We start from the raw sequence: 25024 nt of genomic DNA on the forward strand, positions 1-25024 counted from the left end.
CAGCTGTTGCAGATGGAGATGACCGGGACGCCTGGCAACGAAACGCTCTGGGGAACATCGGGAGCAGATATTATCGATGGCAAGGGTGGTAACGACGTTGCATATGGTGGAGGCGGCGGTGATACCTTCATTTTCAATGCGGGTTACGGCAAGCTGGAAATCAGCGAGAGCGATTCGAGCAGCAATCCGCACAACGTCCTGAAGCTGGGTGGAATCAGCGCTTCATCGGTCACCGTGAGGTCAGCGGGCAATAATCTTATACTCACTGATGGAACCGTCGGCGACCAGATCACGCTGGATGCAGCGTTGAGCAGCAATGCGTGGGGCGTGCAGACGGTTCAGTTCGATGACGGGTCCACTTGGACCCGGCAGCAGATGCTGGCAATGGCATCGGGTCAGCTTTCGACTGCATCGCCTCAAGACACGTCGCATCCATACGTGTCAGCTCAACAAACGAATGTGATTATTAATGACACAGACAGGGCTGAAGCCAGTCTGATGCTTGGTAATAGCCTACTTCAACTGATCCAGTCCATGGCGAGTGTCACTGACGTTAGAACTGGCTGTAACCTCAACGATGCATATTCTTCGCCAACGACAGAGGCACTGCTTCCCATGGCGACGAACGACGGCGTGCAATACAGTTCCATACGTCCGGCGTAAGCTGTCTATCGCTTAAATTGGTACAGAAGCCTTGGCATGAGGGGGCATCCTGATCGCCAAGCGCTTCGGCATAACAATGTCTTGAGTATTTGGATGCTGTTTTGAGTTGTGCGGCACTCGTTTTTCTGAGTTCATTCATTGCTTCATCACGCGATGGCCATCGTTCAAGCCGAAAAACACATTTGCCTGTCGCCGTTGCCCCGTCACCAAAGCTCTACTGGTTCGTAATGCTATGGGTCTGGTATTCACATGAGTGACACGCATGCTGCAACTCGTAAACATGCGATAAAGATCCAGCAAGATCAGCGGGCACTTTAAAAAGTGCCAATAGCGCCGCTCTGCGGCAATTCGTTTAAATGTAGCATGAGTGCACAGATTACAAACATTGAAGATCCAGGGCTCTTCGCTCTCGTTACCATCGCCCGTTTTCACAACATCGCTGCGGATGCCGCGCAACTCAAGCACACTTCTGCCACAGGCGCCGCACAGTTCTCGAATCGGGACCTAGTCCTCGCCGCCCGGAGCCTTGGTCTGAAAGCCCGCATTGTCCCACTGCATCTCCAAAGACTGGGTAATGCGCCGTTACCGGCGCTAGTGATGGACCGCAACGGCCAGCATTTCATCCTCGCCAAATGCGACAGCAAGACCGCGCTGATTCTGGAGTCCGGCAACCCAGCACCAACGATCAAGTCGCTCGACGAGATCATCGCACGCACAACCGGCGAAATGCTTCTGTTTGCGTCGCGTACGTCGCTTGCCGGTGAGTTGGCACGCTTCGACTTCTCGTGGTTCATTCCCGCAATTGTGCGTTACCGTCGGGTACTCATCGAAGTGCTCGGCGTCTCGCTGGTGCTGCAGATCTTTGGGCTCGTGTCGCCACTGATGTTTCAGGTTGTGATGGACAAGGTGCTCGTGAACCGTACGTATAGCACGCTGAACGTCGTGTGCATCACTCTGCTGGTCTCGTCGGTGTTTGAGGTGCTGCTGACGGGGTTGCGCAATTACGTATTCGCACATACCACCAACCGTATCGACGTCGAGTTGGGCGCTCGACTCTTCCGTCATCTGGTAGCACTGCCTCTCGGCTACTTCGGCGCGCGACGCGTCGGCGATACCGTCGCGCGCGTGCGCGAACTTGAGAACATTCGCAATTTCCTCACCGGGCAAGTGCTCACCGCGCTCATCGATCTCGTGTTCTCGATCATCTTCATTGCCGTGATGTGCATCTACAGTGTTCGTCTCACGCTGATTGTCGTTGCGTCGCTACCGGTTTATGTCGCGATTTCGAGCGTACTCGTGCCGTTGTTCCGCGCGCGCTTGAACGAAAAGTACGCGCGTGGCGCGGACAATCAGTCGTTTCTCGTCGAAACAGTGTCGGGCCTCGAGACCGTGAAGGCGATGGCCGTCGAGTCGCAGTTCATTCGTCGATGGGAATCGCAGCTTGCGGCGTACATAAGTGCCGGATTTCGCGTCAACCAACTCGGCAACGTCGGCCAGCAACTGATCCAACTGGTCAGCAAACTGGTTACCCTCGGCACGCTTTTTGTCGGTGCGCGGCTTGCAATTGACGGGAAGCTGTCAGTCGGCGAGCTGATCGCGTTTAACATGATGTCACAGCGCGTGAGCGGCCCGGTGCTGCGACTCGCGCAAGTGTGGCAGGACTTCCAGCAGATCGGCATTTCGATGATGCGCCTTGGTGAGATTCTCAACACGCGCACCGAACTGCGGCAGACGCGTCAGACTCCGCCACCGATTCGCGGCGACATAGCGTTCGAGAACATCCGGTTCCGCTATCGCCCCGATGGACCGTTAATCATTGATGACGTCGCGCTCAAGATCGGCGCGGGCCAGGTGATTGGCATCGTCGGGCGTTCGGGTTCCGGCAAGAGCACACTCACGAAGCTTTTGCAGCGTCTCTACATCCCCGAACAGGGCACTGTGCGTGTCGATGGAGTAGATCTCGCGCTCGTCGATCCTGCGTGGCTGCGCCGCCAGCTCGGTGTGGTGCTGCAGGAGAACCTGCTGTTCAACCGCACCGTGCGAGAGAACATCGCGCTGTCCGATCCGGGCGCATCGTTCGATGCCGTGATGCGCGCAGCGCAGCTTGCGGGGGCACACCCGTTCATCTGCGAACTGCCCGAAGGATACGACACGATTGTGGGTGAGCACGGCGGAAATCTATCGGGCGGGCAGCGCCAGCGTCTCGCTATCGCGCGCGCTTTGCTCACGAACCCGCGAATCCTGATCTTCGACGAGGCGACAAGTGCGCTTGACTTCGAAACTGAACGCATCATTCGCGACAACATGAAGGCGATCTGCGCGGGACGCACGGTGATCATCATCGCGCATCGCATCTCAGCGGTGCGCCACGCAAACGCAATCATCGCAATGGATCGCGGACGCATAGTTGAAGCAGGCGATCATGAATCACTATTGGAGCACGGTGGACTATATGCACATCTCTTTTCGCTGCAGGACGGTTGATGATGCGACCGATGAAACTGCAGGTGTTTGTGGATCTATTGCGCCGTTATGCAAGCGTGTGGCATATCGCCTGGGACATGCGTGCGCAGCTCGAGCGCCCGATGCGCGACGCCGATCATCTCGCTTTTCTGCCCGCCGAGCTCGAACTCGTCGAGACGCCAGTGCACCCAGCTCCGCGCTGGACAATGCGCGTGCTGATACTGTTGGCAGCGATCGCACTGCTTATTGGCGTGCTTGGGCACTTGGATATTGTCGCGACGGCGAAGGGCCGACTGGTACCCGATAAACGCGTGAAGGTCATCCAGCCCGCAATCACAGGCATTGTTCGTGAGATATCGGTCAACGATGGAGACAGGGTGATTGCTGGTCAGTTGCTGATGAAACTCGACAGGACCCAGGCGGCGGCTGACGAAGACAAGGCAAAGGCATCACGTCTCGATGCAGCCTTCGCCGCCGCGCGCGCGCGGGCTCTGCTGGATGCGCCCGGCTCGTCAGCCACAGTACCAGAGGTGAAACCAGTCGAGGGCGCATCATCAGAGCGCCAGCAGGAAGTCGAGCGGCACGTGCAGGGTGCGTGGCTCGAATATCGCGACAAGCTTGCCTCAGCGAACGCCGAACTTGCTAAACGTTCGGCCGACCTTGACAGCACGCGAGCGGAGGTTGAGAAGCTGGAGGCAACCGTACCGCTCTCTCGCGCCCAAGCGGATGACTATCGCGCACTCTCCGCCGACCAGTACGTGGCGAAGAACGATTATCGCCAGAAAGAAGAGACGGCGCTGGAGCAGGAACACGAACTCGCCGCGCAGCGTAGTCATGCGCGCGAACTCGCCGCAGCCGTAACCGAACAGAATGCGGAGATTGCCAGCATTCAATCGCAGTTTCGCCGCGAGCAACTCGACGCGCTAGAAAAAGCCACCGAAGCGCTCACTCAGAGCCGCAATGATGAGACCAAGGCGCACACGCGCGAGACGCTAATGCGTCTGATCTCGCCAGTGTCTGGTACTGTGCAGCAGCTTGCGGTACACACAGATGGCGCCGTTGTGACGACCGCGCAGACGGTGATGGAGATCGTGCCCGACGACGCGCTCGAAGTGGAGGCCACCATCGAGAACAAGGATATCGGATTCGTGAAGGCCGGACAGCGGGCAGCCGTGAAGGTCGAAGCGTTTCCCTATACGCGCTACGGGCTGCTCGAAGGCCAAGTCATATCGGTCGCGAACGACGCGGCGCAGGATAAAAGGCACGGGTTGGTGTTTACGGCCCGTATCCACCTGAAGACCAACCGGATGCACGTCGATGATCGCTGGATACCGCTGACGCCCGGCATGACCGTCACAGCCGATATCGCGACTGGCCGCCAGAGCGTAGCACAGTATTTCTTGGGTCCGCTCGTCGAAGGCGTGCAGGAGAGCATGCGTGAACGCTAAACGTTTCGCGGCATTACTGGCAGTGCTTCTCATGGCCCCCCCTGCGCTTGCCGTCGACCCCCTCTTCGCAGAACGCAGCATATCGGAGAGTCCGTCATCGTCGCTGTTGCCGGCGCCTTGTGTGTCGGGAACACCGACAATTCCACTCGGGCTTGCCGAGGCTGTTTCCCGGGCTCTCTGTTACAACCCGAAAACGCGCGACGCATGGGCCAACGTCAAAGTGCAGGCGGCCGCCGTCGGCGCTGCGCGTGCCGCCTTCCTGCCAACCTTGTCGGCAAACTGGCAGGGAGTGCGTGACGATTCGCAGATTGACGTCGCGGGTCACCCTGATCTCAGTTCGAAGACGGATGCGACGATCCGCTCGGCGGGTGGCAGCCTAAACTGGGTATTGTTCGATTTCGGTGCACGCAGCGCGGCATTGCGCAACGCTAACGAACTGTTGGTCGCCGCGCGCGCCACGCAGGATGCGACGTTACAGGAGACGTTTGCTACGGTCGTAAAGGACTACGATGCCACCCAGGCCGCCCAGGCAGTGTTTGATGAGGCGCGGGAGGTTGAGCATATGACCGCCGACTGTGTGTCCGTAGCACAGAAGCGCGTTGATCACGGCGCGGCGCCGATATCTGACGTACTGCAGGCACAGACGCAACACGAGCAGGCGGTCGCTGCTCTGACAAAGAGTGAAGGCGCGTTGCGAACGGTGCTCGGTGTGCTGGCGAGCGACATGGGCCTGCGGCCTGATGAACCGCTTACTGTACCGTCAGTCTTGGCGAGCCCGAAACCGGATCACGCTTGGCAAGAGTCCGTGAGTGACATGATTTCTGAAGTGAGAAGCACGCATCCGGCCGTGCTCGCCGCCGAAGCACAGTACGAAGCCGCGCGCGCCAAGGTGGTGCAGGCACGCGCTGAAGGCCTACCCACAGTCAGTCTTGTCGCGAAATACGGTACCAACAACCAGCCCGCGAGTCTCGGACTGGGTATCCCAACGTATCCCGCGACTGGGCATGATGCCTATATCGGCATTCAGGTGAACTTCCCGTTCTTCGAGGGTTTCGGGCGGCATTACCAGATTCACCAAGTCGAAGCGCAGGCCGAGCGTGAGCAAGTTGCGATGGACGGCACGCGCGACCAGGTCGCGCTCGATGTCTGGAAAGCATGGCAGACCATGCAGACCGCAACGGCCAGCGTCGAGCAGAACGGAAAGTTGTTGGCGATCGCAGAACGCGCATTCGAGGCCGCGCAGCATCGCTACAAGGCGAGCGTGGGTGATATTCTGGAATTGCTTAACACCCAGACTGCGCTGGCGAACGCCAAGCTGCGGCGCATTCAGGCGCTTACCGACTGGCACGATGCACGTATCGAACTCGCGGCCAAGCTCGGACAGCTTGGCATGACCGACGTTCAATGACCGCTGCTGAGGCTACCCGACATAATTCGACATTCAATAATTTGCCTTCGCAGCCCTCCACGTGCGCAACAACAGCGCATTGGTGACGACGCTCACGCTCGAAAAGGCCATCGCAGCGCCCGCCAGCATCGGATTCAGCAGGCCGAGCGCCGCAAGCGGAATACCCACCAGGTTGTAGACGAATGCCCAGAACAGATTCTGCTGGATCTTGCGCCACGTGCGGCGCGAGATGTCGATGGCGTCGGCGACGAGTGCGGGGTCGCCGCGCATCAGCGTGATGCCGGCGGCGTGCATGGCGACATCGGTACCGGTTGCCATGGCAATGCCCAGGTCGGCGGCGGCGAGGGCGGGGGCGTCGTTGATGCCGTCGCCCGCCATTGCCACAATGCTCGCGCTGCGGATCTTCAGGTCGCGGATCACGCGCGCTTTGTCCTCCGGCAGCACCTGGGCGTGGAATTCGTCGATGCCGAGCGCCGCCGCGACACTGGCTGCGCTACCCTTGTTGTCGCCGGTCAGCAGTATGCTGCGGATGCCCATTTGCTTCAGGCGCTCGATTGCCGCGCGTGCGCCCGGCTTGAGGCTGTCGCCGAACGCGAGCAACGCAAGCGCCTGCGGCGGTGTGGTGCTTTGAGCTTCCGAGCGCTCGCTGCCCGACAGGCTCATCAGCCATGACACGGTGTTGCCTGCGCTTTCGAGTTGTTCTGCGCGGGCCGCGAGTTCGGGCCTCAGAACGATGCCGAGTTCGTTGAGCCAGCGGCTGCTGCCGATGGCCAGGGTGCGGCCGTCGACGTCGGCTTCTACACCGCGGCCGGGAACAGCACGAGCTTTGGACGCTGCGGCTACTCCAACGCTTGCCAGTCCAGCGTGGATCGTGATGCCCGCCGCGCCGGCATGAGACGCCTTAACGGTCGTTGCCGCTTCGCCGTCCGCCATAGCCAACGCCCTCTCCCACTCACCCGACGCATCGTCATAAGCCTTCACGACTGCCCGCGCCAGTGGATGATCGCTGTTGCGCTGCACAGCCGCGGCGAGCGCCAGCGCTTCGTCCCGCTCGACGCCGATCGCTTCAAACGCCGTCAATGAAGGTTGCCCCACGGTCAGCGTACCGGTCTTGTCGAACGCAACGAGATTGACGCGATGCGCAATTTCCAATGCCTCGGCATCCTTGATCAAGACGCCATGCCGGGCGGCCACCCCCGTGCCCGCCATGATTGCCGCGGGCGTCGCCAACCCGAGCGCGCATGGGCAGGCGATCACCAGCACGGCGACTGCGTTGAGGATCGCGGTTTCGCCGCCCGCGCCGGCAATCAGCCACGCCGCCAGCGTCAACAGCGCAATCACCAGGATCGCGGGCACAAAAATCTCGCTTACCCGGTCCACCAGACGCTGAATCGGCGCTTTCTCCGCCTGGGCAGTTTCGACGAGGCGAATGATCCGCGCCAACGTGGTTTCCGCACCGGTTGCCTTCGTGGTGACGGTAATCGCCCCTTCGCCGTTAATCGATCCTGCCGTGACCGGGTCGTCCGGCTGCTTGGGCACAGGCAGGCTCTCGCCGGTAATCAGCGATTCGTCGATATGGGTGCGGCCTTCGAGCACCGCGCCGTCGACCGGCACCCGCTCGCCCGGCCGCACGACGACGATCATGCCGACCCGCACCTGCGCCAACGGCAACTCGTGTTCCTTGTCGCCGACGCGAATGCGCGCACGCTCCGGCCGCAGCGCATTCAACGCGCGGATCGCGTCGGTGGTCTGGCGCTTGGCGCGCGCTTCCAGCCACTTGCCGAAGCGCACCAGCGTAATCACGACCGCCGACGCCTCGAAGTACAGATGCATCGCATGGCCCGGATGCGCGATCAACTCGTAGACGCTGATGCCATATGCCGCTGACGTGCCGAGCGCGACCAGCAAATCCATATTGCCCGCGCCGGCCCGCAACGCCTTGTACGCGGCCCGGTAAAAGCGTGCGCCGAATCCGAACTGCACCAGCGTTGCAAGGCCGAACTGTAGCCACGGGGGCACGATCGCGCTCATGCCGTGCGAGGTCGCACCGCCGCTGAACCCTTCGCTGATCATCGGCAGCACGAGCGGCAGTGTCAGAAGCGCGCAGATGACGACGGCTGCGAACTCGCGGCGGGTCCGGTCCTGGGCGAGCTGTGCGCCGGAAGCGGCGTCATTTGCGGCCACTTCCTCGACGACCGGCGTCGCCTGGTAACCCGCTTTTGTTACGGCCGCAATCAGCGCATCTACGCCGGTGGCCGCGTCGCTCAGGCTAACGGTCGCCTTTTCGGTCGCCAGATTGACTGACACGCCCGCGACTCCGGGTACCTTCGCGAGTGCCTTTTCGACCCGCATGGCGCACGAAGCGCAGGTCATGCCGCTGATATCGAGTTCCGCGCTGCCCTGCGCCGCGCGTTCGGGAATGGAAAGATCGGTCATGGTGGTGTAGCTCACAGCGGCTTGAGGCCGCATCATGAATGCAGTATTCACCTTCCCATGATGGGAAGGTCAAGGACTCATGTTAGAGCGGGAGAAGAAATGGAAATGCGGTTGCTGTGCGAACCATCGCGCTCGCATGGGAAAGCGCATGGGCAAACATTGGCAAGCCGTTTTTACGCAGTGCGAGATTAGCGCCAGATCACACGAACCGGCCTGATTCTGACTAGGGCCGGAACACGCCGCGCCGCGGCTGAACGCGGGTTTAAAACGACGGCGGCGCGCTCAACATTGCCTCGGCGACGGCCTCCTGCGTTTCGCTGCCGCTCGCCAGCAACGCTTCTGCCGCGCCGCGGCGGTCGCGTGCCTCCTTGTTCTGACTCAGTTTCCATTTCCCGACGAGGCGCGTGACTTCGATTTCAATGCCGACAATCGCGCCCAGCATCTGCGAGATGAAGTCGGCCGGCGCGTCGCCCATCTTCCAGGGCTTCGGCTCATTGGCTTCCATGGTGCGGGTGAGGCGTGCCACGAGGCCGCGCACGAACGCTTCGTCGTCACGCACGGTGATCTTGCCGTGCGCGTGCACCACCATGTAGTTATACGTCGGCACCTGGCGGTGTGTCTCGTGCTTGCTCGGATACCAGGTTGGCGAAATGTAGGCGGCCGGTCCCTGGAAAATCACCAGTGTGTCCGGCTGCGTGGCGACTTCCTGCCAGACCGGATTGGCACGCGCGACGTGGGCCCGCAAGGTGCCGTGCGTGCCCTCGTCAGGCGCGAATTCGAACGGCACGTGATTCGCGTCGAGGCCGTTGGGGCCGATCGTGACAAGTGCGCCGAGCGGGTGGTCGGCCATCAGCTGATGGAGGACCTCGGGACGGTTCTCTTCGAAATGCGCGGGGACGTACATGGGGCGCTCCGGGGGCGAGAGGGCGGCGAGTCGCGCACAAGGTATGTTTGTGCCTTTGCGCTTGATAGCTGTCAAGGATACGATACAACCCGTTGTTGTCGGGATCGAGATAAGTTGCGCGCTTGCAATGGGCTTGGGAACCACGCAAGCAGAGCCGTCGCCGACCGATGCATTTCCCTGGACCGAACGTTCTGCCACCTGAACGAATGATAAAAACTCGCCGAGCACCGTTTTCGCTTCATTGGACCTGCGCTTCGCTCGCAGGCCTCGCATTTCTCGCCGGCTGTGCCGCGACCCCTGTCGACGCACCCAAACCCACCGGCTGGATCAAGGACGAGGTGGCCGACTCCTACGTGTTTGGCTACCCGCTCGTGCTGATGGAGGTGGCGCGCGACGCCGCAGTCGGCACCGATCCGGGTCAGGCGCCTGTCAATACATTGCGCCACGCGCAGGCGCTGCCGCCGGTCGGCTCGGCCAATCCGCCCACGCCGGGCATTGATACGCTCGATTCAAGCGGCTGGCTCGACCTGGGCGCCGAGCCCGTGATCCTGACGCTGCCCGATTCGCACGGACGTTATGTCGACGCTCGCGCGCTCGATATGTGGACCAACGTGGTCTGGTCGACCAGCGCCCAGATCGGGCCGCGCGGCGGCGGAATCAAGGAGCAGGCGGTTGCGTTCGTCGGTCCCGGCTGGCAGGGCGACTTGCCGAAGAACGCCAAACGTGTCGACCTGCCGACCCGCAACGCCTGGGTGACTGTGCGGATCCAGTCGAACGCCGGCCGTGATCTGACGGCGGTGCGCAAACTGCAGCGCGGCATTCGCCTTGTGCCGTTGAGCGCCTATGCAAGCGATGGGCACCCGGCTCCGGCGGCTCCGGGCGGCAATGCCGCCACGGCCGCTGCATTGGCTGCTTCCGGCACGCCGGCCGCGCAGGTCGCCGCGCTCGACGCCGCCGGTTTCTTCGACCGGTTGGCGCAGGGGCTGCAGGACAACCCGCCGGTGCCCGACGATCCGCACGCGCTGAAGATCCTCGCTGATCTCGGGGTCAAGCCTGGCGAGCCTGTCAAACTGCCGGATGCCAACGACGTGATCACCGCGGGCCTCGCCGATGGCCGCGAGCGTGTGGTGACGCCGCCACCCAATCTGCTGAGCGTGAATGGCTGGAACTGGTTCGGCGACGGGGTAGGCAACTACGGGCCGGACTACGCACTGCGTGCCTACGCGGCATATGCCCAGCCGGGCATCGGCACGAAAGACGACGAAGTGCGCGCCACGGTCACGCTGGACAGCGACGGCCACGTGCTGAACGGCGCGAACCGCTATGTGATCCATTTCGCGCCGAACCAGTTGCCGCCGGTGCGCGGCTTCTGGACGATTACTGCTTACACGAAGGAAGGCGCGCTCGGCGAAAGCGCCCCGGCACGGCTTGCCGTAGGCGATCGCAACGGCGTGCGCCGCAACCGTGACGGCTCGCTGGACGTGGTGGTGTCGTCGGCGCGGACGCGGGCGGCGAACTGGCTGCCCGCGCCGCGCACCGACCTGCAACTGGTGCTGCGGCTCTACGCGCCGAAGCCGCAAGCGACCGACGGCACGTGGCAACCCCCGGCGGTGGTCCGTCAGTGATGAAGACGTGTGCGTCGCGCGAATGCGACGCACATTTTTGCGTCTACCGAGGGAATTCCCGAGGCGATTGTTTCTTAACTCGTAACACGGTTTTGCGGTGGTGCAGTGAGTGTCACAAACGCGTGACTACACTTAGGTCACACGCCGTTTAGTGTTTTGGGTGATCGACAGCTTTCAGCTTACATTTCTATGCCAGACAGGCCTCAAGACATATACTTGCGCGAGGCAGGACTTTAGTTATCGCGGCGGGCTTGCCGCCGCATCACTCATGACCGAGCATGGCAAGCCTCAATAAAGCAACCCTCGAATCTTCGCTGCAGGCCGTGCGCGGTGTCGCGCAGGCACGCCGGACACGGCGTATCGTGATCGGCCTGCTGATCTTCCTCGTTCTGTTCGGTTTGCTGGGCTTTTTCGCAGCGCCGCCGCTGATTCGCCATATTGCCGAGCAGCAACTCAGCAAACAACTCGACCGGCCTTCGACCATTGGCCGGATTGCGCTGAATCCGTACACGCTGCGGCTCGAAGCGGACAACATTCATATTGGCGAGCAGGGCGGGCAGGGTAATTTCATTGATATTTCGCGGCTCATCGTCAAGCCGTCATGGAGTTCGCTGTTTCGCGCGGCGCCGATCGTGGATGAAGTGCAAGTCGATTCCCCGCGTTTCAATATCATCCGGTACGATGCGCAGCGCTTTAATTTCACCGACCTGATCGAGAAATTCACCAGGCAGCCGGCCCAACCGAACAGCAAGCCGACCCTCTTCTCCGTGTCGAATATCCGGCTTGAAAACGGCCAGATTACCTTCGACGATCGCCTGCTGGGCGTGAAGCACGTGATCGATCAATGGAAGCTCGGTGTTCCGTTTATCGCCACACTGCCGTCCAAGACCGATATCTTTGTGCAGCCGCTGCTTCGCGCGCGTATCGACGGCAGTCCGCTGGCGATCGACGGCAGGACCAAGCCGTTTGCAGCGTCGCGCGAGTCGGAAGTGTCGCTGCGCTTCGACGGGCTCGATGTGCCGCAGATCCTCTCGTATGCCCCCGCGAAGCTGCCGGTGACCGTGCAGACCGGCAAGCTCTCGACGGATCTCAAGCTCAATTTCATCATGGCCGATGACGCGCCTTCGCTGCGCGTGGCAGGTACCGTTGATTTGAACGATGTCGACGTGCTCGACGAAAACAAGCAGCCGTTTTTTGCGGCGCACGCGCTGCATGTGGCGGCGGCCACGCTCGAACCGCTGAAGAGCGTGTATCACTTCGACGAAATCCGGCTCGATGCGCCCACGGTCAATCTGGCGCGGGACAAGGACGGCGTGCTGAGTGTCGAACGCACGTTTACGCCGGCAGCGGCGTCCGCCCCGGCCTCGGCAAGCGCGGCCGCCCCTGCCGCCAGCAGTGCGCAAGGCGCGGCGAGCGCGCCCGAGGCCGCGTCGCAGGCAGCCGCGCAGGCCAAGGCCGCAGCGCCGCTTGACCTGGCGATCAAACAGTTCTCGCTTAATGACGGAACCGTGAATGTTAAGGACGACGCGGCGGCGAGGCCTGTGGCCGTCGGTCTGAAGAGCCTCGCAGTCTCATTGGCAGACTTCTCGACGCTGGCTCAGGCGCCGGCGCGCTATACGGTGAGCACGGCGTTCAAGGACAGCCCGGGCTCGCTCGACGCATCGGGCTCGCTGGGCCTCGTGGCGAAAAGCGCGGACTCGAAGATCGACCTCAAGACCTTGTCGCTGCCGATGCTGCAGCCCTATCTGGACAGCGTGACGGCCGCCCAGGTGACGGACGGTGCGCTTTCCGCAGCGGTCAACCTCAGCGCCAACTGGGCGAAGTCGCCGCCGGATATCAAGGTCGGCGAGAGTCAACTGAATCTGCAATCGCTGAAGCTGGCCACCCGCGGCAGCAAGGAAGCGGCCATAGCGCTCGCGCAGGGTCAGGTGAACGTCAAGCAGGTCGATGTCTCGGGCCGCAACGCGGAGGTCACAGGCGTCGATGCCACAGGGCTGGTCATCAATGCGCAACGTCTGAAGGACGGCAGCATCGATCTTGCCGCGCTCGCCGGACCGCACCAGGAGGCCCAGCAGCGCACGGCGATCCACGCGGTCAAGAAGGCGCAGGAACAGGGGCCGGTATGGCACTACACGATTGGCGAATTCAGCCTGAAGGACGCGACGGCTAACTTTACGGACAACTCAACGCCGCGCCCGGTCAAACTCAACATCACGCCGTTGCAACTGAAAGTGCAGCAGATCAGCGACGATCTGAGCCGGCCGCTGCCGGTCGATCTGCAGGCGACGCTCAATCGCAAGGGTACGCTCGGCGTGACCGGGGACGTTACCGCGACACCGCTCAAGCTGGCGCTGAAGGTGGATGCCGATCGGCTGGACGCGGCTGCGTTCGAACCGTACTTCGGCGGCAAGCTGAATGCGACGATCGCGAGTGCGTTGCTGAACATGAAGGGCGATGTGGCGTTGTCGCAGGCATCGAAGGCGCTGAAGGCTTCGTACCGCGGCAATGCGGCACTCGTGGATGTGCGCATGCTCGACAAGGCAACCTCAGACTCGTTCGCAGGATGGGGCTCCCTCGCGCTGACAAACCTCAAGGCCAATTATGACGAGCACGGCACCGATGTCGATGCGGGGCGTGTGACATTCTCCAACTTCTATGGGCGAGTGCTGCTGGATGCGCAGGGCAAGCTGAATCTCACCGACGTGGTGGCGCATGAGAGTGGTGCACCGCAGTCGCTCACGCGTAGCAAGAGCGGGACAGAGCCGGTGCCGCTGACGCCCGGTACGCCCGGCGCTGTGCCCGAGGCGGCCGCTTCGGCTCCTGCGGCCACAGCGGCAGCGCCGCGAGCGGCCTCCGCGGCGGCTGCCTCAGCCACGGTGACCGCCGCCACGCCGCCTTCCAGCCCGGTGAAGCTGCACTTCGGCCAACTGGTCCTGCAGCAGGGCCGCGTGACGTATACCGACAACTTTATCAAACCGAACTACACGGCAAACCTGGTCGGAATTCAGGGAACGGTGGGCGCGTTCGGCACCCAATCGACCACCTCCGCGCCGGTGGATGTTTCCGCCAAGCTTGCGGCAAACGGCCCGCTGTCGATCCGCGGCACGGTCAATCCGCTGATCGCCAAGCCGGCGCTCGATCTGACGGCGAGCGCGCACGATATCGAACTGACCAATCTTACGCCGTACTCGGCGAAGTACGCGGGTTATCCGATCACGAAGGGCAAGCTCAACGTCGATCTGCACTACAAGCTCGATAATGACCAGCTGACCGCCAACAATCACATCTTTATCGACCAACTGACGTTTGGCGATCATGTGGACAACGACACGGCCACCAAATTGCCCGTGCGCTTCGCGATTTCGCTGTTGAAGAACTCGAAAGGCGAGATTGACGTGAATATTCCGGTGTCGGGATCGCTCTCGAATCCGGAGTTCAGTATTGGCAGTCTGATCTGGCGCGCCGTGCTCAACCTGTTGGAGAAGGCCGTGACGGCGCCGTTTTCGCTGCTCGCGAACGCGTTCGGCGGTGGTGGCGAGGAGATGGGCTACGTCGAATTCGACGCCGGCTCCGCGAAACTCTCTGATGCCGCAGACAAGAAACTCGACACGATCGCAAAGGCACTGGCGGACAAATCGTCTATCCGCATTGACCTGATCGGGCGCGTCGACCCGGCAGTGGATACACCGGCGTTGCGCACGGAGTACGTGGAGAAGCTTGTCAAGCAGGAGAAAATCAAGGATGTGGTGGGCAATGGCGAGAGCGTCGATCTATCGACTGTCACCGTCGATCCAAAGGATTACGACAAATATCTGACAAAGGCCTATAAAGACGCCGATTTCAAGAAGCCGCGTAATTTCGTAGGCCTGACCAAAGCGCTGCCCGATGACGAAATGAAGAGCGCTTTGGCCGAACACGCGCCGATCAACGACGCCAGCTTGCGCGAACTCGCTCAGCAGCGTGCGCAGAGCGTGCAGCAATACTTTGAGGGCAAGATCGACAGCAGCCGGGTGTTCATCGTCGCGCCGAAGCTGGATGCACAAGGCATCAAGGACAAGGGTGCGACCACCCGGGTCGATTTTGGGCTGAAGTGACAGAGTAAGCGCCGCAGGTCTGCCGGATCATCCTGACCCCTGGGCGGCTTTGGCCGCCTCCACAAGGGGCGGCCTTTATTTCCCAGCCAACATACAACATGAAGTCGCGAGCTTTAGGACTAGCCTAAGGCTCGCAATGTCGCGCCGCGGCGACAAGACTTTAACGCTTGTCATTCCACCCACAGACACTCAGTCTGCCCAAATTCACGTTGCGGTTTACTGGCCGAAAGCTAGTCCGACGTAACGATGAGAATCTTCCCATTCCACGCATGGATAAGAATCTTCCCATTCCATGCGTTGATGCAACTCTCCATACTTGCGTCCTTACAAGTGAATGCGTGGCACGCCTTAGAAAAATGAAAATTCAGCTAACAATGGTTGCCTTGGGTGTGGCTCTATGCGGTTGCGCGGGGCAAGGCGAACGGGATCGGCTGGGAATCGAAGATCCAACGGTATTGAAAGCAGGCATTGGCGCCTCGCAAGACGTTGCCGCCGGGGCGGTGACGCAGCAGTGGTTGCGCACTTATATCTCCATCGCAAGCAACGGCGAGGCACTCGATGCATTGCAAAAGCGGCTCGACAAACTGCCGGCGGACAAGAACACCTACTTCCGCACGAAGGCTCAGTGCTGGATTGATGCCGGGCAAGCCGAGTGGCATGCGCATGATCAATGGGGCTTTGTCGAAGAAGCGGTTGGTCAGGCCGCCACGCTTACGTTCGGGATGGAGAACAACGCACCGCTGTCGGCTGCCAATCCTGAGTTGCGTACGGTTTCGACCGTGCGGCCGGATCTGTGGAAGATCGTGAACGTGATCAAGAGTGATCCTGCCATTGCTCATTGTCCCGAGGCACAGGCTCCGCTAGCTTGTGCCGAAGTCGAACTGATGCTTGCCGGCCATTACGCATGGCGGCGCAACTTCTCCGCAGCCGAAAAATCGCTGCCAGCCGTTCAGGGAAATCTGCGCAAGTCGGCAGAGGTGGCGTTGCAATGCGCGCGACCCGCTGCGTTGCCTGCGCCAGCGCACATCGCGGTTGCGCCGGTCACCTTACGTGCCGACTCGGCGTTTCGCTTCGACGGAGGCGACATTGAGGCTTTACTGCCTGGCGGCAAGCAGCAACTCAACGCGCTGGTCGCCGGTCTGCAAAAGGCGCGAGGAATCAATGGGCTGAATATCAGCGGCTACACGGACCGCATTGGCAGCGACGCCTATAACCAAAGGCTCTCGCTGCAGCGCGCGACGACCGTGCGTGATTACCTGGTCAAGCAAGGAGTGACTTTACCCATCACCGTCCGGGGGAACGGGAAGGCCAACCCGGTGGTGGGATGCGCGCAAGAGCCGAGCGACGAGCTTAAGCGCTGCCTTGCGCCGAACCGTCGCGTCGAAATCGACTTCATGCGTGGCTGAAGCTGAGTAGGCATGCACCGGTCAAGTCACTCTAATTAGGAGGCCAATCGAATGACCAAGATTCTGATCGTGGATGATCATCCGGCATTTCGTCTCGTGATGAAAATTCATCTTTTACAACTACTCGGGGTTGCGGAGGTCATCGAGGCGGAGAATGGCCAGGCAGCGGTCGAAATGGCCCGTCAGAATGCGCCGGATCTGGCTATCATCGATCTGGATATTCCGCGCATTAATGGACTCGATGTCATTCCTCGCCTGAGGCTGGCGCATGCGTCGGTTCGGGTGCTGGTTTTGTCGGGGCAGGATCCGTCAACCTTCGCGCCACGCGCCATGCGCTCGGGTGCCCAAGGCTTTGTCGGAAAGTCGCAGGAGATGAAGGAGATCATGCGCGGCGTCGAAGCCGTCCTTGCGGGTTATAGCGTGTTTCCGATGAACTCGGGCATGGGAATGTCGGCATCCAACGCACTGCTGGACGAGGAAGACCGGCTCAAGCAGTTGTCCGATAAGGAACTGATGATCCTTCAAATGTTGTCCAAGGGGATGTCGAACAAGACGATCGGCGAAGCGCTGTTTATAAGCGACAAGACCGTGAGTACGTACAAGGGTCGCATCCAGGAGAAACTGGGCTTGTCCTCGCTCGCCGCGTTGATCGAATTTGCATCACTGCAAAAGCTGATCGATTGAGTCTGGCAAGCATGAAGACCATTACCCGGCCTGATTCCCGGGCGCCTGCGTGCTCATTCGCGCTGCTATGCCTTCTTTTGATGTACATAAACGCTTCGCGCGCAGGTGAGGCAGCTTCGCATGGCCAGGTTGCTGGCGATTCACAAGCGGTTGTCTTGGCGGGAGTGCGCAATGCCTTGGTGGCTAGCGCCGCATCAACCAGGGTGCTCTACTTCGCAGGAAGTATGCCGGCCGATCATACTTCGACACCTCCTTTTAACGTAGAGCAGGCCACATCACCTAATTTTAACAATTCTAAAGCACTCGAAAATAATGAGAATTGGTATCAGTCGTTGCGCGCATTGATTGCGCTTGCCGTGCTATCGGTCATTGTGATCGGTGGATGGTGCTGGACATGTATTGCATTGAATCGGACCCGCGCGACGCTGGTTGACGTAGAACGTGAGTGGCAGCGCCGCTATGCCGCGATCGAATCGCAAGATCAGGCTGCAAGCGCATTAGCTGCCGCGCATGCTGAAGCTGCTTTAACGCTGCAGCGCGATCGCATTCATAGCGCGATGCGGTATTTCGTAAGCGAGCCACTATCCGCATTAGCCGATCTGACGGCAACGCTTCTTGGCGCTACTTTGCCGTCGGCCGAGCACTCTTTGGCGGGCAAGATTCACTCAGGTGTGCGCATCACACTTCGTACACTAGAGGACATGCTTGTGCCCTCGACCGTTGAATCTCATGCCATTCTTCTCGACGAGAATCTGATAGATCTGCGCGAACTTATCGAAAGCGTCGTCGCGTTGTACGCTCCCACGGCCGAGCGAAAGGGCCAGTATCTCAGCGTGAATATCGAGCGGTCGGTGGCCGCGCGCGTTCTTGCCGATGGCGATCGGCTCGGGCAGATTGTTTTCCATATGCTGAGTCGAGTGGTCCGCTATAGCGGGCGGGGCACGATAGCGATCATCGTACGCGCAAACTCGCTAAATGTAGGATCGCAACAAATTTCTATTAGCGTGAGACATGTCGTGGCAGCAGAGAGCGACTCAGCAGGCTCTTTGCACGAACAGTTGCCGCAGTTGTTCGACACGCACGCGTCTCCAGGTGAAGTTCGCGCGGACGACGAGTCAAGCCTCTCGCTTTGCCAGCAACTCGCACAGCATATGCGAGGCGAATTTACGTCACAGGGCGAGTCGGACGTCGACTCGCGAAGCACGTTTAGCGCACCGTTTGCTATTGAGGGGAAAATGCAATCGTCAGTGACAACGGCCGGTGATCACCGACCGGTCCTTGATCATGCTCTCACACAACAGCAGATTGCTACTTCAATACGACCCACCTGCGAACCCTTCGACCGAACGTATCTCAATGCGCTGTCGAATGAGGGAATAGAACTTCGAACGTTCATGAGCGGTTGGTGCCAATCGATGCGAGACGATTTGCAGCGAATGCGAAGCTTGCGTGAACTGCGTGATATTGGCGGCTTGCGGGGAGTGTTGCATAGACTGAGCGGCGCTGTTGGACTAGTCGGCGCTCATGATCTGACTGAAGCGCTACGACGTGCCAGCACGGCCCAACCCGAGCCCGAGGCGGACGTGCTCGATTTACTCGACAAACGCAGTGAATTGCTAATGAGGCAACTGGACGAAGCGGTCAATCTACTTCGGAGCGACCTGCCATGATTCGGCCGCTCGCTTTGATCGAAGGCGATCTGGCCATTCCACTCCCGCGCCCTTTCGATGGCCTGCCTCCGCCGTTCGGCACGCGCCGACGCGTGTTGAGTAAGGCCGTGCATCGGGCTGTGGAAAAATCGGGACGACCAGCGCGGCGCTCGGGTATGTTCCCGCCCGGCGTGAAGCACATCCTGTATTACGAGGCGCCGCGGAGAAAAGCCAGCACGTATAACGTCGACGCCGCATTGGCGGAGGCTAGACGCTATCTGGAAGCGGGTAAGGGCTATCCACGTTCGTCGAGATTCGATCATATACTTGCGGCGTCGATTTTCGCTGCTTGCACTATTGCGCTGACGTGGTTGCTGGTCACCTGCTCGATGAAGGACGCGGAACACGCCAAAGCCGGATCGGTGGCGTATTCGGGGCTTGTTGGTGACGCTCCACGTAGTGATCACCCCAAGCTCACGGCAAACGCCGCGCGGGCGAAATCGTCCACCGCAATGGCAACGGCGAATACGATTTCCCGATCCGCAGCAACTGCTTCGAACCTGGCACTATCCGCGCCGGTGGGGGCCGAAGCCCAGTCCGTCAGCCCATCTAACCGGGTTGCGCAGGTTTCTCCGCTGACGCCTGTTGCGCCTAAGCCAATCACACCGGTTGAATCACGGCGAAACGCGCAAGCTGGACCGGCACCAATCGCAAGCAAACCCGGCGCAAGCAAGCGCGTCCATATGGCACATCTGAGCGAAGCACATGCCAACGGGCGTGTCACGTTAAGCCAGGCCACCCGCCCATCGGCGCGCCCGAAGGTGTCAGCGCAGCCAGAGTGGAGCACTGGCGCGGCCCGAACGGATACAGAGGCATCGGCGTATGACGCACCTTGGCCGAATTGGCAGGCGCAGCGGCATAGTCCATCGCCGGCCGCGCGCATGACCACACCACTCGACAATAGCTGGAACGATCGCATGACCCAGCGCCGCATCACCGACGATCCCGCCGCGTTCCACACAGATCGCGGCGGATAAAAAAAGCCCGACCAAAGTCGGGCTCTCAAATCGGCTGCGTCCTTTCCACAAGGACGCAGCACCTGCAAAACTACTTCCGCGTCTGCTTAACGCATCGGGCCTGAAATCAGGCAGCCAGCAGCGAACGCAGCACGAACGGCAGAATCCCGCCGTGCTTGTAGTAGTCCACTTCGATCGGCGTGTCGATACGCAGCAGCACCGGCACGCGCTTCTCCTTGCCGTCCTTGCCGCGAATCACCAGCGTCACTTCCTGTTGCGGCTTGAAGTCGTCGCCGAGGCCTTCGATGTCGTACGTTTCTTCGCCGGTGATGCCGAGCGATTGCACGCTATCCGAGCCCTTGAACTGCAGCGGCAGCACGCCCATGCCGACCAGGTTCGAACGGTGGATCCGCTCGAAGCTGCGTGCAACCACGGCCTTTACGCCCAGCAGTTGCGTACCCTTCGCAGCCCAGTCACGCGACGATCCCGTGCCGTACTCTTCGCCAGCGAACACGATGGTCGGCGTGCCGGCGTCGATGTACTTCATCGCTGCGTCATAGATCGACTGTTGCTCGCCGCTCGGCTGGTGAATCGTCAGGCCGCCTTCCACGCGCGTGCCGTCTGCCTTCGCCGGGATCATCAGGTTCTTGATCCGCACGTTGGCGAACGTGCCGCGCATCATCACGTCGTGGTTGCCGCGGCGCGAGCCGTAGCTGTTGAAGTCGGCCTTCTGCACGCCGTTTGCCTTCAGCCACTTGCCTGCCGGCGAGTCTTCCTTGATCGAACCCGCCGGGCTGATGTGGTCGGTCGTGACCGAGTCACCGAAGATGCCCAGTGCGCGTGCGTTTTTGACTGCTGCGATGCTGTCAGCCGGCGTCATCGAGAAGTCCGAGCCGAAGAACGGCGGCTCAGCGATGTAGGTCGACTTCGGCCAGTCGTACACCTGACCTTCTTCGCCTTCGATCTTGCTCCACAGGTCGCCCTTCTTGGTGAGCTGTGCGTAGTTCTTCTGGAACGCGTCGGCGTCCAGCGCGAACTTGAGCAGCGAGTTGACCTCGTCGCTGGTCGGCCAAATGTCGCCCAGGTAGATGTCCTTGCCGCCCTTGCCCTTGCCAACCGGCTCGGTCATCAGGTCGCGCGTGATGTTGCCTGCGATGGCGTAGGCAACCACCAGCGGCGGCGATGCCAGGAAGTTGGCGCGGATGTTCGGGTGAATACGCGCTTCGAAGTTACGGTTGCCCGACAGCACAGCCGCCGCGACGATATCGTTCTTCGTGATCGCTTCGTTCAGTTCCGGCGTCAGGTCGCCCGCGTTACCGATACAGGTCGTGCAGCCATAAGCGGCCAGTTCGAAACCGAGCTTCGAGAGGAACGGCAGGAGGCCGGTCTTCGTCAGGTACTCGGTGACGATACGCGATCCCGGAGCGAGCGACGTCTTGATGTGCGGAGCGACCGTCAGGCCGGCTTCCACAGCCTTCTTCGCCAGCAGGCCGGCAGCCAGCAGCACGCTCGGGTTCGAGGTGTTCGTGCACGACGTGATGGCGGCGATCAGGATGTCGCCGTTCTTCACGTCCACGCCGTTCGACGTGGTGTATTGCGCTTCCAGATCGGCAGCCTTCTTGGCAAAGCCGTTCTCCGCGACCGGCTTCGAGAACAGGTCGCTGAACGTCGACTTCACATGACCGATTTCGATACGGTCTTGCGGACGCTTCGGACCTGCCAGCGACGGCGCCACCGTACCGAGGTCGAGCTTGACGACCTTGGTGTAGTCGATGTCGCCAGCCTTCGGAATGCCGAACAGGTTCTGCGCCTTGAAGTAGTTTTCGAAGGCGGAGATTTCGGCTTCGGTGCGGCCCGTGCCCTTGAAGTAGTCGATGGTCTTTTCGTCGACCGGGAAGAAGCCCATCGTTGCGCCGTATTCCGGCGCCATGTTGCCGATCGTTGCACGGTCCGGCAGCGACAGCGACTTCGTGCCTTCGCCGAAGAACTCGACGAACTTGCCGACCACCTTCTCTTTACGCAGCAGTTCGGTCACGGTCAGCACCAGGTCGGTGGCCGTCACGCCTTCGCGCAGCTTGCCCTTCAGCTCGACACCGACCACGTCCGGTGTCAGGAAGTACACCGGCTGGCCAAGCATGCCTGCTTCTGCTTCGATGCCGCCCACGCCCCAGCCCACCACGCCGATGCCGTTGATCATCGTCGTGTGGCTGTCCGTGCCGACCAGCGTGTCCGGGTAGTACACCGTGTCGCCGCCGTCAGCCTTCTTGTGCACGCCGCGTGCGAGGTACTCGAGGTTCACCTGGTGAACGATGCCGACGCCCGGCGGCACGACCTTGAACGTGTCGAATGCCTGCATGCCCCACTTCATGAACTGGTAGCGCTCGTTGTTGCGCTGGAATTCCAGTTTCATGTTCAGGTCGAGTGCATCCTTTTGACGGAAGTAATCGATCTGCACCGAGTGGTCGACCACCAGATCAACCGGGACCAGCGGTTCGATCGATTTCGGGTTCTTGCCGGCGCGTTGCGCGACACCGCGCATTGCTGCGATGTCGGCGAGCAGCGGCACGCCGGTAAAGTCCTGCAGCACAACGCGCGAGACCACAAACGGGATTTCGTCGACGCGCGAAGCGGTCGGCTTCCAGTTTGCCAGTTGCGTGATGTGTTCTTCGGCGATCTTCTTGCCGTCGTAATTACGCAGCACCGACTCCAGCACGATACGGATCGAAACCGGCAGACGGTCGATCTTGATATTCAGTGCCTTGCCGAGTTGCGGCAGCGAATAAAACTTGCCTTTGCCGGAACCGCTGTCGAATTCCTTGAGCGTTTTGTGGAGGTTGTGGGCCATGGTGTTTTCCTTGGTTTGATCGCGGAACTACAGTACTGAACTAGATGACATACAGATCGACGTATTCATTGACCGGCATGGCTTCGAGCCTTGCCTGGTCCAGCGACACATCGAGAATCGCTTGTTGCTGCTTGACCGGAAACTTGCGCGCGAGGTTGGTCCTGAACTTCTCGACCAGCAACGGAATGCCGTCTGCACGGCGGCGCTTGTGTCCGATCGGGTATTCGACCACTACCTCGTCGAATGTCGACCCGTCGTTGAATTCGACCGTCAGTGCATTGGCGATCGAACGCTTCTCCGGATCGTGATAATCCTTCGTGAACTGCGGATCTTCCACGCAGCTCATCTTGTCGCGCAGCGCGTCGATACGCGGGTCCTGTGCGACGGCATCTTCGTAGTCCGCAGCCGTCAGGCGGCCGAAGATCAGCGGCACCGCGATCATGTACTGGATGCAGTGGTCGCGGTCGGCCGGGTTGTTCAGCGGGCCTTTCTTGTCGATGATACGGATTGCGGCTTCATGTGTGCGTATCGTGATCGCGTTGATGTCTTCCACGGTCTTGCCCGCTGCGCGCAGTTGCGCATGCAGCGTCATGGCCGCTTCCACCGCTGTCTGCGAGTGGAACTCGGCCGGGAAGGAGATCTTGAACAGCACGTTTTCCATCACGTACGAGCCGTACGGGCGCTGGAACCGGAGCGGCTGGCCCTTGAACAGCACGTCGTAGAAGCCCCACGTCTTCGCGGTCAGTACCGACGGATAGCCCATCTCGCCGGTCTTCGCGATCAGCGCGAGACGCACGGCGCGCGAGGTGGCGTCGCCTGCGGCCCACGACTTGCGCGAGCCGGTGTTCGGCGCATGGCGGTAGGTGCGCAGCGCCTGGCCGTCCACGAGGGCCAAGGAAATGGCATTGATCAGCTCGTCACGCGTGAGGCCGAGGAGCCGGCCCACCACTGCGGTCGAGGCGAGCTTCACGAGCAGCACGTGATCGAGCCCGACTTTGTTGAACGAGTTTTCGAGCGCTATACAGCCCTGAATTTCATGCGCCTTGACCATCGCGATCAAGACGTCTTTCATCGTCAGCGGCTTCTTGCCGGTGGCGACGGCGGTGCGCGACAGCCAGTCGGCCGTGGCGAGAATCCCGCCCAGGTTGTCCGACGGGTGGCCCCACTCGGCGGCGAGCCAGGTGTCGTTGAAGTCCAGCCAGCGGATCATCGCGCCTATGTTGAAGGCGGCCTGAACCGGGTCGAGCTGGAACGGCGTGCCCGGCACCCTGGCGCCGTTGGGGACAATCGTGCCCGGCACGATGGGTCCCATCAGCTTGGTGCAGGCAGGATAGGTGAGCGCCTCGAGTCCGCAGCCGAGCGTGTCGATCAGGCAGTGACGCGCTGTTTCCAGCGCGAGCGTGCCGTCGATCGGGAAATCCAGCACGTAATCGGCGATATCGACCAGGACTGGGTCCGGGTCGGGCCGTACGTTGGATATCGGAGCGGACATCGGGGCTTATCCTCGTCAAGGATGCTTAGTTGCTCGGAGCCTTGTTCAGCTCGTTCGACTGCGTCGGAGCCGGTGCGCCTTGAGCCATTTCCGGCGTCTTGCACTCGTCAGCGAGGCGGGAGCCGTCGTTGTCCGAGAACAGCATTGCCTTGGTCGGGATCACAACCAGGTCCAGACCCGAAGCGGCGTCGTGGAAGCGGTCAGCGCCCGTCGTGGTCGTTTCGCGCGGCAGGTTGTAGTTCTTGTTCGCCCAGTGAACCGTGACGATCTGGTCACGCTTCATGTCGCCCTTCAGGTCGAACGACAGGCCTTCGTTACAGGACCACTTGATTGCGCCGTCCGGCACCGGATCGACCTGCGCTTCTTTCTTCGGATTCGGCTTGCGCTTGATCAGGCGCTTCGGAGCCGGCCGTTTCGGCACGGCTTTCTTGGCCGGGGTCGTGGTCGCGGCAGTGCCCGACGCCGTTTGTGCGGAAGCGTCCGTCGCGGCGATCAGCATCGTCGAGGACAAGGCGCCGACAACGGCGGCGATCAGCAGCTTTTTCATGGAAATGAGCCTTTCTATCTAATATTGGTTAAACAGTGCGCGGCTACGGGTGCAGACAGCCGCCAGGGTGTAACTGCACGCGCCCTGAAAGCGCACAGCGGACGCTATTTTCTCCTATTTAGCGCCACGAACTTCAAATTCTGTGGGCCGGTGTAATTCGCGCTCGGCCGGATGATCTTGTTGTCGATGCGCTGCTCGATGATATGCGCGCTCCAGCCCGCCGTACGGGCGATCACGAAGAGCGGCGTGAACATCGCCGTCGGCACGCCCATCATGTGGTACGACACCGCGCTGAACCAGTCCAGGTTCGGGAACATCTTCTTGGCGTCCCACATCACGCTTTC

16 protein-coding genes are annotated in these 25024 nt (G+C 60.9%); 10 read left to right on the forward strand and 6 right to left on the reverse strand.

The features are described from left to right. The 4 genes from FFS45_RS38660 to FFS45_RS38675 form a co-directional block, all read left to right on the forward strand. The coding region (locus FFS45_RS38660) for a calcium-binding protein (RefSeq protein ID WP_137959876.1) at window positions 1-663 on the forward strand (663 nt) is incomplete at its 5' end. A gap of 363 nt (window positions 664-1026) precedes the next feature. Further along, window positions 1027-3147 carry a type I secretion system permease/ATPase gene (locus tag FFS45_RS38665; protein ID WP_137959877.1) on the forward strand — a complete coding sequence of 707 codons (2121 nt, stop codon included), beginning with the start codon at window positions 1027-1029 and terminating at the stop codon, window positions 3145-3147. Window positions 3148-3158: 11 nt separating this feature from the next. Continuing rightward, window positions 3159-4574 (forward strand): HlyD family type I secretion periplasmic adaptor subunit, encoded by a 1416-nt coding sequence (locus tag FFS45_RS38670; RefSeq protein ID WP_349292349.1) that lies wholly within the window; start codon window positions 3159-3161, stop codon window positions 4572-4574. Beyond that, a complete protein-coding gene (locus tag FFS45_RS38675; protein ID WP_249363106.1) occupies window positions 4564-5982 on the forward strand; it encodes a TolC family protein in 1419 nt (472 codons plus the stop codon). Before FFS45_RS38670 ends, FFS45_RS38675 begins: the two co-directional genes overlap by 11 nt. Window positions 5983-6015: 33 nt before the next feature. Here FFS45_RS38675 and FFS45_RS38680 read toward each other — a convergent pair whose 3' ends face one another. Together FFS45_RS38680 and FFS45_RS38685 are read right to left on the reverse strand one after the other, a co-directional pair. Then, entirely contained in the window at window positions 6016-8418 is a 2403-nt protein-coding gene (locus FFS45_RS38680; protein ID WP_249363107.1) for a heavy metal translocating P-type ATPase, read from the reverse strand. A 262-nt stretch (window positions 8419-8680) separates the two neighbouring features. Beyond that, window positions 8681-9322 carry an FMN-binding negative transcriptional regulator gene (locus FFS45_RS38685; RefSeq protein ID WP_137959878.1) on the reverse strand — a complete coding sequence of 214 codons (642 nt, stop codon included), beginning with the start codon at window positions 9320-9322 and terminating at the stop codon, window positions 8681-8683. 206 nt (window positions 9323-9528) lie between these two features. On the opposite strand from FFS45_RS38685, the gene FFS45_RS38690 reads away from it, so the two are divergent. The 6 genes from FFS45_RS38690 (at window position 9529) to FFS45_RS38715 (ending at window position 19817) form a co-directional block, all read left to right on the forward strand. Then, on the forward strand, window positions 9529-10947 hold the full coding sequence (locus FFS45_RS38690) for a DUF1254 domain-containing protein (RefSeq protein ID WP_137959879.1): 1419 nt from the start codon (window positions 9529-9531) through the stop codon (window positions 10945-10947). Between the two features lie 278 nt (window positions 10948-11225). Next, window positions 11226-15041: a DUF748 domain-containing protein gene (locus tag FFS45_RS38695; RefSeq protein ID WP_137959880.1), complete on the forward strand. Its 3816-nt coding sequence runs from the start codon at window positions 11226-11228 to the stop codon at window positions 15039-15041. A 269-nt stretch (window positions 15042-15310) separates the two neighbouring features. Continuing rightward, window positions 15311-16447 (forward strand): OmpA family protein, encoded by a 1137-nt coding sequence (locus FFS45_RS38700; RefSeq protein ID WP_349292350.1) that lies wholly within the window; start codon window positions 15311-15313, stop codon window positions 16445-16447. 51 nt (window positions 16448-16498) lie between these two features. After that, a complete protein-coding gene (locus FFS45_RS38705; protein ID WP_137959881.1) occupies window positions 16499-17131 on the forward strand; it encodes a response regulator transcription factor in 633 nt (210 codons plus the stop codon). Between the two features lie 11 nt (window positions 17132-17142). Continuing rightward, entirely contained in the window at window positions 17143-18801 is a 1659-nt protein-coding gene (locus FFS45_RS38710; RefSeq protein WP_137959882.1) for an Hpt domain-containing protein, read from the forward strand. Then, window positions 18798-19817, forward strand: a complete 1020-nt coding sequence (locus FFS45_RS38715) for a hypothetical protein (protein ID WP_137959883.1) — start codon at window positions 18798-18800, stop codon at window positions 19815-19817. Before FFS45_RS38710 ends, FFS45_RS38715 begins: the two co-directional genes overlap by 4 nt. A gap of 106 nt (window positions 19818-19923) precedes the next feature. Here the strand turns inward: FFS45_RS38715 and acnA are convergent, their stop codons facing one another. The 4 genes from acnA to FFS45_RS38735 all read right to left on the reverse strand — a co-directional run. Next, entirely contained in the window at window positions 19924-22641 is a 2718-nt protein-coding gene (acnA, locus tag FFS45_RS38720; RefSeq protein WP_137959884.1) for an aconitate hydratase AcnA, read from the reverse strand. A 40-nt stretch (window positions 22642-22681) separates the two neighbouring features. Next, window positions 22682-24133 (reverse strand): bifunctional 2-methylcitrate dehydratase/aconitate hydratase, encoded by a 1452-nt coding sequence (locus tag FFS45_RS38725; protein ID WP_137959885.1) that lies wholly within the window; start codon window positions 24131-24133, stop codon window positions 22682-22684. 25 nt (window positions 24134-24158) lie between these two features. Further along, complete coding sequence (locus FFS45_RS38730; RefSeq protein WP_137959886.1) at window positions 24159-24680, reverse strand: hypothetical protein; 522 nt, start codon at window positions 24678-24680, stop codon at window positions 24159-24161. 104 nt (window positions 24681-24784) lie between these two features. Continuing rightward, a partial coding sequence (locus tag FFS45_RS38735) for a citrate/2-methylcitrate synthase (protein WP_283204793.1) occupies window positions 24785-25024 on the reverse strand: 240 nt, incomplete at its 5' end.

This window comes from Burkholderia sp. 4M9327F10, assembly GCF_005503145.1.
GTDB lineage: Bacteria > Pseudomonadota > Gammaproteobacteria > Burkholderiales > Burkholderiaceae > Paraburkholderia.

Bases quoted from the DNA above. Each gene is read 5' to 3' on its own strand.
- acnA (WP_137959884.1), bottom strand. From the start codon at position 22,641: ATGGCCCACAACCTCCACAAAACGCTCAAGGAATTCGACAGCGGTTCC.
- FFS45_RS38695 (WP_137959880.1), top strand. From the start codon at position 11,226: ATGGCAAGCCTCAATAAAGCAACCCTCGAATCTTCGCTGCAGGCCGTG.
- FFS45_RS38680 (WP_249363107.1), bottom strand. From the start codon at position 8,418: ATGACCGATCTTTCCATTCCCGAACGCGCGGCGCAGGGCAGCGCGGAA.
- FFS45_RS38700 (WP_349292350.1), top strand. From the start codon at position 15,311: ATGGATAAGAATCTTCCCATTCCATGCGTTGATGCAACTCTCCATACT.
- FFS45_RS38670 (WP_349292349.1), top strand. From the start codon at position 3,159: ATGAAACTGCAGGTGTTTGTGGATCTATTGCGCCGTTATGCAAGCGTG.
- FFS45_RS38685 (WP_137959878.1), bottom strand. From the start codon at position 9,322: ATGTACGTCCCCGCGCATTTCGAAGAGAACCGTCCCGAGGTCCTCCAT.
- FFS45_RS38715 (WP_137959883.1), top strand. From the start codon at position 18,798: ATGATTCGGCCGCTCGCTTTGATCGAAGGCGATCTGGCCATTCCACTC.
- FFS45_RS38665 (WP_137959877.1), top strand. From the start codon at position 1,027: ATGAGTGCACAGATTACAAACATTGAAGATCCAGGGCTCTTCGCTCTC.
- FFS45_RS38705 (WP_137959881.1), top strand. From the start codon at position 16,499: ATGACCAAGATTCTGATCGTGGATGATCATCCGGCATTTCGTCTCGTG.
- FFS45_RS38730 (WP_137959886.1), bottom strand. From the start codon at position 24,680: ATGAAAAAGCTGCTGATCGCCGCCGTTGTCGGCGCCTTGTCCTCGACG.
- FFS45_RS38725 (WP_137959885.1), bottom strand. From the start codon at position 24,133: ATGTCCGCTCCGATATCCAACGTACGGCCCGACCCGGACCCAGTCCTG.
- FFS45_RS38690 (WP_137959879.1), top strand. From the start codon at position 9,529: ATGATAAAAACTCGCCGAGCACCGTTTTCGCTTCATTGGACCTGCGCT.
- FFS45_RS38710 (WP_137959882.1), top strand. From the start codon at position 17,143: ATGAAGACCATTACCCGGCCTGATTCCCGGGCGCCTGCGTGCTCATTC.